The 13,819-nt window shown below is 59.0% G+C and carries 11 protein-coding genes; 4 read left to right on the top strand and 7 right to left on the bottom strand.

Annotation, left to right across the window (positions count from 1 at the left end):
- Positions 1–66: 66 nt before the first annotated feature.
- The 4 genes from DLM46_RS25435 to DLM46_RS25455 form a co-directional block, all read right to left on the bottom strand.
- A complete protein-coding gene (locus tag DLM46_RS25435) occupies positions 67–1,380 on the bottom strand; it encodes an HlyD/EmrA/EmrK family protein (RefSeq protein ID WP_115105163.1) in 1,314 nt (437 codons plus the stop codon).
- Positions 1,381–1,414: 34 nt separating this feature from the next.
- Complete coding sequence (locus DLM46_RS25440) at positions 1,415–2,932, bottom strand: efflux transporter outer membrane subunit (RefSeq protein WP_115105165.1); 1,518 nt, start codon at positions 2,930–2,932, stop codon at positions 1,415–1,417.
- An 88-nt stretch (positions 2,933–3,020) separates the two neighbouring features.
- A complete protein-coding gene (locus DLM46_RS25445; protein ID WP_115105167.1) occupies positions 3,021–3,521 on the bottom strand; it encodes a lecithin retinol acyltransferase family protein in 501 nt (166 codons plus the stop codon).
- Positions 3,522–4,724: 1,203 nt separating this feature from the next.
- Positions 4,725–5,750, bottom strand: coding sequence for a LysR family transcriptional regulator (locus DLM46_RS25455; RefSeq protein ID WP_115105172.1), 1,026 nt, complete (start codon positions 5,748–5,750; stop codon positions 4,725–4,727).
- 862 nt (positions 5,751–6,612) lie between these two features.
- On the opposite strand from DLM46_RS25455, the gene DLM46_RS25460 reads away from it, so the two are divergent.
- Positions 6,613–7,113, top strand: a complete 501-nt coding sequence (locus DLM46_RS25460) for an Ohr family peroxiredoxin (protein ID WP_097389801.1) — start codon at positions 6,613–6,615, stop codon at positions 7,111–7,113.
- 116 nt (positions 7,114–7,229) lie between these two features.
- Here the strand turns inward: DLM46_RS25460 and DLM46_RS25465 are convergent, their stop codons facing one another.
- A complete protein-coding gene (locus DLM46_RS25465) occupies positions 7,230–8,438 on the bottom strand; it encodes an NAD(P)/FAD-dependent oxidoreductase (protein ID WP_115105242.1) in 1,209 nt (402 codons plus the stop codon).
- 806 nt (positions 8,439–9,244) lie between these two features.
- Here DLM46_RS25465 and DLM46_RS25470 point away from each other — a divergent pair.
- The 3 genes from DLM46_RS25470 (at position 9,245) to DLM46_RS25485 (ending at position 12,242) form a co-directional block, all read left to right on the top strand.
- Positions 9,245–10,000, top strand: coding sequence for an SDR family oxidoreductase (locus DLM46_RS25470; protein WP_115105174.1), 756 nt, complete (start codon positions 9,245–9,247; stop codon positions 9,998–10,000).
- 305 nt (positions 10,001–10,305) lie between these two features.
- Positions 10,306–11,178, top strand: a complete 873-nt coding sequence (locus DLM46_RS25480; RefSeq protein WP_115105175.1) for a hypothetical protein — start codon at positions 10,306–10,308, stop codon at positions 11,176–11,178.
- A gap of 266 nt (positions 11,179–11,444) precedes the next feature.
- Entirely contained in the window at positions 11,445–12,242 is a 798-nt protein-coding gene (locus tag DLM46_RS25485) for a DedA family protein (protein WP_165848057.1), read from the top strand.
- Positions 12,243–12,711: 469 nt separating this feature from the next.
- Here DLM46_RS25485 and DLM46_RS25490 read toward each other — a convergent pair whose 3' ends face one another.
- Both DLM46_RS25490 and DLM46_RS25495 read right to left on the bottom strand, forming a co-directional pair.
- Positions 12,712–13,119: a cupin domain-containing protein gene (locus DLM46_RS25490; RefSeq protein WP_115105177.1), complete on the bottom strand. Its 408-nt coding sequence runs from the start codon at positions 13,117–13,119 to the stop codon at positions 12,712–12,714.
- Positions 13,120–13,190: 71 nt separating this feature from the next.
- Complete coding sequence (locus tag DLM46_RS25495) at positions 13,191–13,670, bottom strand: carboxymuconolactone decarboxylase family protein (RefSeq protein WP_115105178.1); 480 nt, start codon at positions 13,668–13,670, stop codon at positions 13,191–13,193.
- Positions 13,671–13,819: the final 149 nt, after the last annotated feature.

A 13,819-nucleotide genomic window follows, 5' to 3' on the forward strand; every position in this document is an offset into this window, starting at 1 on the left:
TATCTGGCCTGTCCGACTATTGAATAAACCAGGGCGCGACTACGAGGTGCACCCCGGGGATGCGATTCAACCTGCTCGCTGTTTAGCGCCACTCTTGTCGCTTGCGTCGCGCTTTGCGGAATGCATCGACGATACGACGTTGCCCATGGATCCAGCATGCAAAGGGACAACGTTCTGCGCGATGATCTTCTCGATCTCGGCATCTGCCTGCGCGCCATACTCGGCAAACACGTCCGTGCGATACGACGTGTTCATCGCCGCGCCGAGCTGCGGGCCCGTGTTGTTGCGCGTATCCACATCGACATCCATCGACAGGCCGATGCGCAGCGGATGCGCTTCGAGTTCCTTCTGATCGAGCTGGATGCGCGCGGGCAGACGCTGCACGATCTTGATCCAGTTGCCCGTCGCGTTCTGCGCCGGCAAGCTCGCGAACGCGCTGCCCGTACCCGCCGAGAAGCCGACGACGCGGCCGTGATACTTAACCTTGCCGCCATACACATCGGCCGTCAGCGTGACGGATTGACCTATGCGCATGTTGCGCAACTGGCTTTCCTTGTAGTTCGCATCGACCCACACGCCGTCGAGCGGCACGATCGCCATCAACGGCGTGCCCGGCGACACCCGCTGGCCGACCTGCACCGAACGCTTCGCGACATAGCCTGTGACGGGCGCGGGCAACGTGTTGCGCGCGTAGGCGAGATACGCATCGCGCACTCTCGACGCGGCAGCTTGCACGTTCGGGTGCTGTTCGATCGTCGTGCGGTCGGTCAACGCCCGGTTGGCTTGTGCCTGTTGACGCGCGGCGTCGAGCGCGGCCCGCGCGGCCGTCACGGTGTCGCGCGCGTGCGCGATGTCTTCGGCCGACACGGCGCCCGTATCGGCGACGGCCTGGCGGCGGCGCAGATCGTCCTGCGCGCGGGCGAGATCGGACTGCTTCTGCGTGACGTTCGCTGCGTAGAAATCGTTGTTCACGTACAGGCTGCTCACCTGCCGCACGGTCTGCCCCAGCGTCGCCTCGGCGTTGCCGAGCGCGACTTTCGCATCGGCGTTGTCGAGCGTAACAACGGAATCGCCCGCCTTCACGATCTGCGTATCGTCGGCATTCACGGCGACGACGGTGCCCGCCACCTGCGGCGTCAGTTGCACGAGGTTGCCGCTGACGTATGCGTCGTCGGTGGACTCATGGTAGCGCGCATATGTCGTGTAATACGCGCCATATGCCGCCGCCGACACGACGACAGCCACGCCGAGCAGCGCGAGCAGCACCTTGCGCTTACGTGTGTCGGGTTCGTTTGCAACAGAAGCTTTCGTCTGTGCCGCGTCATGTTTCGCGCCCGCCGCTTGCATCTCTTGGCGCTCCGTTGCATCGATTTCGCTCATTTCAAGTCTCCAGACAGATTCGGTAGGCAGCCGCTCAGCGCGCGGCGACGACAGGCGTGTTGGGTGCGGACGCGTCGGCGCGCGGCGCTGCTCCGGCGTTTGCGTTCGACGTGTCGACGAAACCGCCGCCCAGTGCGGCAGCCAGCGCAATCTGTTGATCGAGGCGATTCATGCGCAAATTCGCGACGCTCTGATTGGCGGAAAGCGCGTTGACGTCGGCGTTCAACACGGTCAGTTGATTCGTGAGACCGGCCTTGTATTGCACAAGCGCGAGTTCGGCGGCTTTGCGGGCGGCGTCCTGCGCGGTCTGCGCATCGACAAGCTGCGCATCCGTCGAACGCACATCGGCGAGTTGCGTTGCGACTTCGCTCAACGCTGTCACGAGCGCCTGGTTGTAGGTCGCGACGGCATAGTCGAAATCGGCATAGCGGCCCTTCAGTTGCGCACGCAGTTCGCCCGCGTCGAAGACCGGCAGGTGGATTGCCGGACCGACCGATGCCGTGCGACTCGCCGCCGTCAGAAAGCGGCCGAAGCCGAAAGCGTCGAGCCCGATTGCGGCGCTCAGGTTGATGTCTGGATAGAACTCTGCCTTCGCTTCCTTCACGCCGTGCGTCATCGCGTCGACGCGCCAGCGCGCAGCGACGATTTCCGGGCGGCGGCTGACAAGATCGGCGGGCAGGTTGTCGGGCAGGCGTACTTCGTCACCCATGCCGAGCGCCGGGCGTGCGATCCGCAGGCCACGGTCGGGACCCGCGCCGAGCAGCACCGCGATCTGATAGCGCGTCGTGAGGATCTGCCCGTCGAACGATTTCAGCGCAGCGCGGCTCGTTGAAAGATTGGCCTGTGCGGTCTTGCGTTCGACTTCCGTTTCCAGGCCCGTCGCGATGCGGCCCGCTGTGATACGGTCGATCTGTTCGCGCTGCATGATTTCCTGTTGCGCGATATCGCGCAACACATACAGACGCGCAAGCTGGTTGTACGTGCGGGCAATCGACGTCGTCAGCGTCAGCTTGACGACTTCCGCGTCGGCCTGGCTCGCCTGAAGCTGCGAGATTGCCGCTTTGAGCGCTTCACGGTTCTTGCCCCACAAATCGAGGTCATAGGAAGCGCTCAGCAGGCCCTTGTTCTCCGTCTGCCACGCCCCACCAAATGGAGGCGGCACGAATGTTGTATTCGAGAACTGTTGACGCGTGAGCGAATAGTTCGCGTCGACGCGTGGCATCGTGCTTGCCTTCGCCGTTTCGCTGTATGCCGATGCAGCCGCAACGCGAGCATGTGCCTGGTCGAGTGTCGGGTTGCTTTTCAACGCTTCGTCGATCAGCGCCTTCAGTTGCGCGTCGCCAAACTGGTCGGCCCAGTTGGCGCCGGGCCAATGACCTTGTTCGGCGGGAAGGCTTTGCTGCGTCGCATACTGCTGCGGCTCGGCCGTTTTCGCGTCGCTGTGGATGCCGGCGTAGTTCACGCACGCCGACAGCACCGCCGCTAACATCGCCGAGACACCCAGCTTCAGCGCGCGTGATACGCGCTGTTCCGTGTGTGACTGAATGCTCATTTTCTGGCCTATCAGATCGTTGAGTAAAAGAGTCTTTGTTGAAGTCACGGTGCACATCCGGTGCAACCTCTGCGTCATGCAGCGCTACCTAAACTGCGACTGTCCCGGCGAGTCGGCTTCGCTTGGTCACGGAGGGCATGCATTCTCCCCTCGCAAGCGCAAACAGCATCTTGATACCTGTCCACGGATTCCTTAAGCACCTGCGTACCTGCTCACTACGCGCGACGCCTAGTACACACCATGTGCAGAAGTGTTCGCAGTTATTGGTCAGCAACTGATATTGATCTTCGCCGAGGCGGGACCTAGCCCTGTCCACGGCATCAGTCCCGGTATAAATGGCGTCTGGTTCAGACTGAACTTTTATCCCTTTTCCTGCTGCAAAGCCGTGCAACTGAATATATTCAATGGGGCGCCGTTTCGCGGAATGATGAAAGCCCCCATAGTGAATAACCTGCCCATTCCCCGCATAAATTCCGTGGTGTGTATAGCCTTCCCGCTCACTAACAAGATGGGCGCCAATTGCGATAGTGCGTTCTGTGCCGATCAACGCCGGCGAAGCTGCGAGCCAATCAATATGTGGAGTGTCCATGGCGAGCCGCCGATGTCATATCCGTGATGAGTTCAGTACCACCGGAAACCTTGTTCATAAACGCACCGAAGAGCCAATCACTCTCCCCGGACCGAAGACAAAGCGAGTCCTTCCGAGGAGGCTCCCCTCAGGAAAAGTGATCACTTCATCACGGTGGATTTACATTCACCCGCCGCCGGCAAATGGGCTGTCAGGAAGATCGAGTCGTGCGGTCGCCCTCAAGCACACTCCTGCGGATTGCTAATCCAGTTGGATGGCCGGCTTGCGAGTCGCATTTTCCAGACCTCATACCTCGCCGACTACAGAAGATGGCGATCTGGGAGGCCGGTATCAGACTTCAGAAAATGCCGCTGAACGAGACAGCAATTGCAAGTCCGACACTGACCGCGGATAGCATGATCCAGCCTACAAACACCGACAGGGGTCCGAGACGAAACATGGCACTCTCCACTAACGACCTCAACGACCTTCAACTCAATCGATTCGCTCACGAAGCCATGTCGGAATGGTAGGCGCCGAGTCCCCCGCTCGGTAGATACGCACCAGAACACTCACTGTTGCCGCGTAGACACCAATAGGTGCCGCCACGGTACTGCTCCCGAAGTCAGCGAGGCTGAGCGGCCTCGTCACCGGGGGCTCGCTCGGGAGGAAGACATCGGCGAATTTGCGTCGCTTGCGTTTCCACCAAACACTATGCATCGCCCGCAAAACTGTGCAAGGAAGCTCAGTCATGCAGATGATGACGCGAGCCAACGAGAGTAACGGCACGTGAGTATCGAGACTTGGTTCGATCCCGATACGCAGCTCGCCGAAGCTGGCCGAGCATGTGCACGTAAATGGATAGGCCGATTTGCAAACTAAATGAGGGGGTTCTCAGGCAAGCGGCGCTGTCGGACAGCAATTTCCGTTCGACATGTCGGCACCCTGATGGAATTGAAGCGACTACGTTTGTAATTGCGGCAGCGTCACGATACAGAAGCACCGTGGCCTTCAACGCAACATTTGAAGGGTGCGCAAGAGTTCCGGAGTGGACTGGAATAGGTATGATTTCGTCGACTATGAGGACTCTTTGAGGAGGAAAGTTGTTGAAGCCTCCAGCCGGTCATCATCGCCGTCAATATTTTTGTGCAATGTGGATGAGGTTTGTGACCGCGAAGCACGTCGACAATGTGATCACACCACTTATGGGGTCCATAAATAGCTTCACGCCTGATGCTCGCGTTCCAAATAGTCCGGATTGAATTCTCCCAGGCAAAGCGGGTTGAGCGCCCGAATCTCCTCCGTCATGAAATCGACAAACACGCGAATGCGTGAAGGCAAATTCTGTCGGCAGAGATAGCAGATGTAGTGGCCCCGGTCGTCCGGCACATACCGCCTTAAGGCCATGACGAGTTCATTGCGCGCGATGTAATCACCTATCTGATATCCCGGCATCTGGGCGATTCCGCGACCTTCCAGGACTGCCTGCAATACCAGGTCTGCATCATTGAAAGTCAATCTGGCGGTTGGCAAATACTTTCGCATGCGGCCGTCGACCTTGAAATCCCACTCAAACACGCGACCGCTAAATCTCAAATTGATACAGTCGTGCTGCGCCAGATCTTCCAGCGTAGATGGCAGCCCCCGCTCTTCGGCATAGGCACGGGACGCGCAGAGTACCATCTGCATTGGAATCAACTGTTTCGCAATGATGCTGGAGTCCTCGATGCATCCATCGCGAAACGCGACATCGATCTGTTCTGCAGCGAAATCGGCTGGCCTGTCATCCAGGCTCAGATCTACCGCGATATCCGGGTAGACCTCGGAAAACTTGAAAAGCAACGGAGCAACCACCTTGCGTCCAAATCCAACTGTCGAGCGGATTCGAACGAAGCCACGAGGTGGACCTTGGCGGAGGTCCAGCATGTCGTTCATTGCCTCGACGATATGGGTCACGCCCTGGTTGCAGTTCTCGAAGAACCTTTCGCCCTCCTGCGTCAGGTTTGTGGTCCTGGTCGTTCGGAGAAACAGACGAGTGCTTAGCTGCATTTCGAGCTTCTGAACATTTCGACAGACGGCCGAGCGTCCGATCCCCAATCGTTCCCCGGCTTTGGCGAAGCTTCCCTCGGTCGCGACCGCCATGAACGCGATGATCCCCGCGTAGCTCGTCGCGAAACAGGTAGACAAAGCGTCAGCGTTATTGGGTAAGCCAACGCGAAAGCCTCGCTGCGATGTATCCGATTGATCCATTGATGGCCCCACTACTGACACATGAACGGGTGAGCCGTCCGGGGCGCCAGCATGCGTTCTGGCGCCGACCACGACTATCGTGTTGCAGCTATGAAGCGACCGTGATTGACGCTGCCCTGGCAAGACGGAAAACGCCTGTGAATGCAGCCCGGGACGACCGTCGCGCTACAGTCCGGGACGCAGCCTCCAGCTGGACAGATACCAGCGACTGCATCAAGGACTGTCAGGATTTCCCTATAGGGGTTTCCTATTCCGCTCTGTCTTACCCGACCTTCGTGCAGCCACAGAAGCTTGACGCCCGAATATCAATACCCGTCGAGACGGCCGTATTCCGCATGCGGCGCCGTCACACTGAAGTCTAGCGTGTAGCAGTCTAGCACTTGCCTGTTGCAAACGAATTGCTGAATGCGGCCGCTCTCATCTAGCCGGTGCGTATGGGTCCAGGCAACTTTTTACGCTTCGCCCGGCTCGATCGAGACCCGTCAGTCTTGATATCCCACGCCCATCGACACCCCTGCGCACGAGCACGGAATCAGCCGCCTCGAGCGCGTGACGGGACGCTCCAGTTTCGTGTGACCATTTTGCATTGGCGCCAAAGCGGAAACATCATGTCTCCCTGGACGACTCTACCGTTACCATCCGCGCTCATCTACCATGGGGGCGGCGTTGTCCCGTCGCCTACCAGAAATCGGAGTGGGCGAGAGGTCGCCCCATTTACTATACGATCGTTCGTTCCATGCAACTCCTCGAAGTCCCAGAGATCGTGCTTGCTCCTGCAGGTGCAGCCCGCCGTGATAAGGCAGGCTTCGACAAATTGACGACTGAGAGCCGGAACGCGCATCACTGAACTCGAGACCGCACCATGGACGACAAGAAGCTGCAAGCTCCTCCGCTTTCCCTCCTCGACAGGTATCGGGGCCGGGATTTTCATCCACTGTACACAACGACTGTCACCGTTTCCGGCGGCGAAACGGGACACGGTCGCGCATCTGGCGTGGCCCGTTCAGATGACGGAAATCTTGTCGTGGAACTGCGGCTCCCCACCGAGTTCGGCGGACCCGGTAACGGGACCAATCCCGAGCAGTTGTTCGCGGCGGGCTTTGCCGCGTGTTTTCACGGGGCGCTAAACCTGATCGGGAAACGCGCCGCAATGGAGATCAACGATACTGCTGTGGAGGTGCAGGTTTCGTTTGGTCGTGATCCCATGGATGGAGGCTATGCGTTGGTCATCGATCTCCGCGTTCGGATGCCGGGCGTTGACCGATGCGTGGCCGAAGAGATGGTTCGAACCGCGGAACGCCTGTGTCCGTATGCAAAGATGGCCAGACAAGGGACTGTCAATATCGTGACCGTTGTTGACTGACTCAACGCCTCTCGGGCGGCAGCAACGTGTGATTGTCTGTTGAAGACGTTCATTGCCGCTGCCGCACGTGGTTGACCGACTCCGCTCATCGCAACAACTTAGGCGGCGCCAACGGGTTAGCCAAGGGAAGCTTGCGGGTTACCCGCTGCCAACGCTTCGGTACGGTTCGGCGCTGGCGGGTAGATCCACTGCGTGTTGATCATCTGTTTGCGCGCCTTTCCTTCCGCGTGCGTCAGTTTGATCTGTCGATCCCAGCCTTCCGAGTAAACAGCGCCCCATTCGCCAAGGTCGAGGCAAGTCGCATAGAACGGCTGTCTATATTCCAGTGTCGGAACACCGATCAGGTCTGCAGCCACGTTGTGCCCGCCGAATTGCCCCATCACGATAGCGTGTTGACAGGACATCAATGCATAGTGGCCGTCATCGTCGCTCCGAGCTCGCGCAACATCGCCCGCTACAAATACCTCAGGTGCTTCTGCCACGCGAAGATCAGGTGTCACCTCGACGCGTCCAAGTGGGTCAAGATGCGAGGAAACTTGCGCTGTCAGTGAGCTGGCACGCATTCCACCCGCCCAGATCACGGTCATGGCTGCGATACGGGTACCCGCCGCAGTGCGAACCCCGTCCGCATCGACCGACACTACGCCAGATCCAAGTACCGTCTCAACGCCCAGCGAGTCAAAGGCTTCGGATACATACGGCCGAGGATTGGGGCCGAGATCGGGACCGATATCGTCCTGGGATCCGATCACGATCACACGGACTGCCGCGTCGGCGCCAAACAACTCACGGATTCGCTTAGGCAATTCAGTTGCGACCTCGATACCCGTAAAGCCACATCCGACAACTGCAACCGTGTTGCGTGCTGGCGTATCCGGCAGTTTCGCCAGCTCTGTGAAGTGGTTGTCGAGCGCTACCGCGTCCTCAATGCGATCGACAGAGAATGCGTACTCCGTCAGACCCTGAATCGGCGGCCTGTTTAACCTGCTGCCACTGGTCAACAGCAACCGGTCATAGGCGAGCGAACGCGTCGCCCCGTTGGCCGACACGACACTTACCGTCTTGTCATGAACGGATATCTCTTCGACACTGCCTTCCAGAAAATTTACGCCCACAGCGTCCAGCAGCGGACGCAGCGGTGCAGCCATCCGCTGCGGCTCGCTTTCGTACAGCCGCGGACGGATCTGCAATTCCGGTTTCGGGGAGATCAAGGTGATTTCAACGTCACTGCTCCTTACGCCGGCACCATCGAGCACGCGAGCCGCGCCTAGTGCACCCCACACTCCAGCGAAGCCGGCACCCACTATCAGGATTTTCTGCGACATGATTATTGCCTTCGGTTGGAAAATTACGAAGTCGACGATAAGCACCGAACTCATAGCAACGGGTGCCTGCTTTATTCAGCGGCGAGTGTCGAGATCGCTGAGCATGATTCCCGAACTCGGAGAACGATGGCGGCCGCGCGCGCAAGCGACATCACAGACGTCGCTTGCGCGGCACCGTCAGGACAGATCGTAGACTCGGACATCGAGGGCTAGTAGCCCCGCGAGCGAACTCACCATGTTGCCTCGACAACAACAATCAACAAGACGGAACGACATCGGTATCAATTGCCGCGCTTACGTCCGTTGCCAGAAACGGAGCCGATGTCCGAATGTCCGAGCGTGATTGCGGGTAATTGTCCGTAGATGACGTGCGCAGTGAAAGGGCGGTGCTTTCCGGTGGGTGAAGCCCTTGATCTGCCTTTGATTGGTGCCGGGCGGGCAACGCCGTGTGTCTGTTTGCGTGTCTACCGCAACAGGCGGCGCCCGCCTACGATCACGATGTGCTTTAACGAGCGTAGCGCATGCTCAGGGCACATCCGACCCGCAAAATGCTCTGTCGGAGTCCACTTCAACCAGCCGAGGATGGCCGTCCATCGGAAATCAGCACTGCGACGGACAGTGGGACCCACGCGCCGGCCACCCGTGGTCATCGGCCTCAAGGAACCCGAACGCCGGTCACTAAAGTGCGAGCTGATCGTGGGAACATCGCGAATCAGGTCGATTTACCCGCGAAAAATCCCGGATTTTTCCTCACCTGCATTCGAGCCCGATTGGGGTATCGAGTGGTCGACAAAGGATAGCAAACCATGAAGATCGTCGTCATCGGCGGCACCGGCCTGATTGGCTCGAAGGCCGTCGCCATTCTGCGCCAGAACCGCCACGAGGTCGTCGCTGCCTCACCCAGAAGCGGTATCAACAGCATCACCGGAGAGGGACTCAAGGAGGCCGTGGCCGGCGCGCAGGTGGTGATCGACCTCGCTAATTCACCATCATTTGAAGACAAGGCGGTGCTTGAATTCTTCGAGGCTTCCAGCCGCAACCTTCTCGCGGCCGAGGCAGCAGCGGGCGTCCGGCATCATGTCGCGCTATCCATCGTCGGAATCGACCGGACGCCCGCTAACGGCTATTTCCGCGCCAAGGTCGCGCAAGAGAAGCTGATCGAGACCTCCGGCATCCCCTACACCGTCATCCGCTCCACGCAGTTCATGGAATTCCTCGGCGGCATCGCCGCGTCAAGTGCGGATGGAAACGTAATCAGGGTTTCACCAGGCCTGTTCCAGCCCATCGCGGCTGACGACGTTGCTGCGATCGTTGCAGACGTGTCGCTCACGGCGCCGCGAAACGACATCGTCGAGATCGCCGGCCCGGAACGAGCGCCGTTCAACGAAATCATCGCCCGCTATCTGAAGGCCGCCGGCGATCCGCGTGAGGTCGTGAGAGACCCCGAGGCCCGATATTTCGGCGGCCTGGTCGAGGAGCATTCGCTCGTGCCGTTGGGCGAGGCCCGCCTCGGCCGCATCGGTCTCGACGAATGGCTCCGCCACTCGCAGGCAGGAGCCTGATCCTGCATCCGCCAGCCGAATGATAGGAGCGCGATGAACGCATCCTTTATCCGGTGCTTGCCGCCATCCTGTCGTTCGGCAGCGTGTTCACGGACGCGCCGCAGTCGAGAGAACGCCAAAGCGCCCCTCGTCTACCAGCATGAGTTGCCGAACGTTCCGGGCAAGAGCATCACAGGCGCGTCCGCGTCGAATCCTACCCGGGGGGCTACTCGCCCGGGCACACGCATCTCAGATCCGCCTTCATCTAACGTCTACCAGGCGGCACGTTCCGCCTCGTGATTGATTGACACGACTAACTAACCATCATGCGTACCATCCAGATCCTGCTTCAAACGACCATCCTGCCTTGCAGCGACAACTGGTCAATTGCGCGATTCAGCCGCCTGGCGGAATTACTGCGGACACGTCAGGATCCTGAAGGGCGCGTGACGTTCAATGTCGTTGCTCGGGACCGCGAGCGGCTCGGGCAACCGGACCCGATTCTTTCTCGTCTCGATGAAACCGGGTTCGACGAGTTGTGGTTGTTTGCCGTTGACGAAGGCGACGGTCTGACCTCCGAAGATTGCGGAGGGATCACGCGATTCCGACGGGCAGGTCGCGGCCTGTTGGTCACGAGGGATCACATGGATCTGGGCAGTTCGCTGTGCAGTTTAGGCGGGGTGGGCAAGGCACACCACTTTCACACGCGCAACTTGGATCCCGACCATTCCAGACGTGTGGCCGACGACCCGTTCTCAACCCACATCTCCTGGCCCAATTTTCACTCCGGCACAAACGGAGACTTTCAGGAAGTCACGATCGTTGGACCCACACATCCAGTATTGGCGGACCCTGACTCTCCTGGCGGCGCAATCCGCTTCCTGCCCGCACACCCCCATGAGGGCGCCGTTAACGCTCCTGACGACGAACCAGCTCGAGTGATCGCACAAGGCAAAAGCAAAGTAACAGGCAAGCGTTTCAATCTTGCAGTCGCATTCGAACCTTCGGTTCGGGGAGGTCCCGCAGTCGCCCAAAGTACCTTTCATCATTTTGCCGACTACAACTGGGACACTCGACTTGGTTGTCCGAGCTTTGTGACCGAACCTCCTGGGAACGGGATGCAGACCGAGCGGCAAGCCCTGCGGGACATCCACCGTTACTCGGTCAACGTCGCGCTGTGGCTGGCTGGAGCGATCTGAATCCGTTTGCGCAGAATAGGACTATCGAAGCGAGCCATCTGCGGCGAGTTCCAATCGCAACGTGGCGAGTTGCACGAGTTCCTTGACCAGCGTGTCAGCGGGCGACGTACTCAGGAGATACTTGCGCGACCTGTTCCATCACACTTCATGCCAGAAGGTTCATGCGATCACCCACCGTTTGTTGCTTTTCAGGCAACACGGAAACCGCAGTGCGCAGTCTTCTATGCCGAACAAGATACGCATACGATAGCGTTCAGATCCGCTTCGTGCGCTATCAACGCCAACGATTTCTGAATCAACCGGAAAGGGATACTGATAAACCTCATGCAGCTCCTTCCCGCTCGAGTGTTACGACCACGACGAAATCATTTTCTCAGGATCATAAAATGTTTTCCCATGAGCTGCTTTCTCAGTATGGAGCGTTGATCGTATTCTTCAGCGTGCTAGCCTCATCGCTCGGTCTGCCGTTTCCTTCCATCACGACGCTAATGACGATCGGCGCGAGCATCGCCAGTGCGAGATATGACCTCGCGCGTACGCTGCTTCACTTCGTCATTCTGCTCGGTGCCGCCGTTTCCGGTGGTGTTCTTGGCGACTTCCTCTGGTTTCAAGGCGGCAAGCGCTACGGCAGACGCGCCCTCCAGTTGGTATGTAAGCTGTCGTTCGCGAGGCAATCGAGCGTTACTAGATTCGAGTACTTCTTTTCTCGACGTGGCGCGCGTGCGTTAATGATTGTCCGTTTTGTGCCCGGCCTTTCGCTGATCGCCGTTCCTCTTTGCGGAGCCATGGCAATCAAAACACGCTCCTTTATTTTGCACGACTGCGCCAGCGTATGCATATGGGCATGCGCTGGTCTCCTCGCGGGTGCGCTGTTGGCCGATCGACTCGACGCATTGTTCGCACGCCTTCACCAATCTGGATGGCAGGTGTCGTTGTTGGGCATCGTCGCGATGGGTCTTCTTTGCCCTGTATGGCTTGCTCATAGGGCTCGCACACGAACCCCGGTGGCAGACAGGCCACCGGGCGCGCCCCTCTGTACCGCCGGCATTGCGGGTTATTGCTGATCAACGCGAGACCAAATCGGCACGAACACCGCAGGCCCTCCCTCAAGCGTCGAATAGCCCAGACTCGTCTGGTCCGATATTCGTAAGCCTTGTATCTTTTCTCTTCACAAGGTACAAGGCTTCGCGCAAACACTGAATGCCAACCTCACGTTATCGAATCGTCCATCAACTCATAGGATGACGTATCAACTATATATTGATGAGCGTCTGATCGACCGTCTGCTGGGCCTTGATCGTCTGTGAATTTGCCAGGTAGTCGAGCTGCACCGTGATCAACCGAGGCAGGCTGGCGCGTGTTGCCGCCGAGTATGGCAACGTCTGAATGCTTCCATTTCTCTGTGGCGGATGCATCTGGGCCCGCTTTCGCTGCGCAGATCCGCCGGAACTGGAATCGGCCCGCGACGACGTAAACGTTGATGCCAGCGGCAAGCCAAACGGGCAAAACCAGAGCTTCACCACACGAACGTGCTTACTTCTCCGGCACGAGAACAGGCGCGCCTTTGTCCTTCAGAAGAAGCACGATGAACTTCGCGGGTTGGGTCTGGCTTGCGTTGCGGCCGACGGTGTGTACATCGTTAGGACCTTCATAGAAGGTCTGCCCAGGCGTGAGCGTGACTTCCTTGCCGCCCTTGACCTGCATCACGATCGACCCCTCCAGCACATAGACGAAGGCGTGCGCGTGATGCCGATGAACGGGATCGACAGAACCCGGTGGATAGGTCACGGTGATCATCAGCGCTTCCTTGCCGGGATAGTCGTCGAGCGGCTTTGTCATCAGCGGTGTCACGACGGCTTCGGGAGCCGCCGCACAAGCCACGCCGATATGTGCGCCCGCGACGACGAGCATTGCGATTGCCGTGTTCTTTAGTGAAAACATGGTCTGCCTGCCAAATGACGCGTCCCGCACATGCGGGACGAAGGTGGAAAGGAACGGAAGAACCGGACGGTTCAGGCGAGGTTCGCCCTGTCGAGGCCGAACGCCTTGTCGGCCGAACCCGGCACGGTCCTGAACGCGACGTTCGCGCGGTTCCAGGCGTTGATGGACATCACTTCGTACGTCAGGTCGGACAACTCCTTCTCGGAGAACTGCGTACGCACGCGTTCGTAGATATCGTCGGGCACGCCGAGTTCGGCAAGCGTGGTCAACGCTTCAGTCCACACGAGTGCGGCGCGCTCGCGCGGCGCGAAGAGCGTCGATTCGCGCCAGATCGCCAGGTGATGGAGGCGCAGTTCACGCTCGCCGTGCAGGCGTGCTTCCTTTACGTGCATGTCGACGCAAAACCCACAGCCATTGATCTGCGACGCCCGGATCGAAACGAGATCGCGGATCGATTCTTCGATTGCGCTGTCCTTCAGTTGATTGCTGAATTCAAGGAATTTCTTGAACAGCTCCGGCGATTGCTGAATGTAGTTGATACGCTGTGTCATGGACTTCTCCCGGTGAACACTCGCGCTTAGCGGATGTCGTTAGCGGCAATGCGCCGCACGAAGTCATCGTAGGCCGACGTGGCGTAGCGCGGTAGACCCGCAAACGGGATCACGGTGTTGTCCCTTTGGCACCAATCAAACGCAAGCTA

It is taken from the genome of Paraburkholderia lacunae, assembly GCF_003353175.1.
Classification (GTDB): Bacteria; Pseudomonadota; Gammaproteobacteria; order Burkholderiales; family Burkholderiaceae; genus Paraburkholderia; species Paraburkholderia lacunae.

Excerpts from the sequence above, each read along its gene's own strand:
- DLM46_RS25435 (WP_115105163.1), bottom strand. The coding sequence starts at position 1,380 with ATGAGCGAAATCGATGCAACGGAGCGCCAAGAGATGCAAGCGGCGGGC.
- DLM46_RS25440 (WP_115105165.1), bottom strand. The coding sequence starts at position 2,932 with ATGAGCATTCAGTCACACACGGAACAGCGCGTATCACGCGCGCTGAAG.
- DLM46_RS25445 (WP_115105167.1), bottom strand. The coding sequence starts at position 3,521 with ATGGACACTCCACATATTGATTGGCTCGCAGCTTCGCCGGCGTTGATC.
- DLM46_RS25455 (WP_115105172.1), bottom strand. The coding sequence starts at position 5,750 with ATGGATCAATCGGATACATCGCAGCGAGGCTTTCGCGTTGGCTTACCC.
- DLM46_RS25460 (WP_097389801.1), top strand. The coding sequence starts at position 6,613 with ATGGACGACAAGAAGCTGCAAGCTCCTCCGCTTTCCCTCCTCGACAGG.
- DLM46_RS25465 (WP_115105242.1), bottom strand. The coding sequence starts at position 8,438 with ATGTCGCAGAAAATCCTGATAGTGGGTGCCGGCTTCGCTGGAGTGTGG.
- DLM46_RS25470 (WP_115105174.1), top strand. The coding sequence starts at position 9,245 with ATGAAGATCGTCGTCATCGGCGGCACCGGCCTGATTGGCTCGAAGGCC.
- DLM46_RS25480 (WP_115105175.1), top strand. The coding sequence starts at position 10,306 with ATGCGTACCATCCAGATCCTGCTTCAAACGACCATCCTGCCTTGCAGC.
- DLM46_RS25490 (WP_115105177.1), bottom strand. The coding sequence starts at position 13,119 with ATGTTTTCACTAAAGAACACGGCAATCGCAATGCTCGTCGTCGCGGGC.
- DLM46_RS25495 (WP_115105178.1), bottom strand. The coding sequence starts at position 13,670 with ATGACACAGCGTATCAACTACATTCAGCAATCGCCGGAGCTGTTCAAG.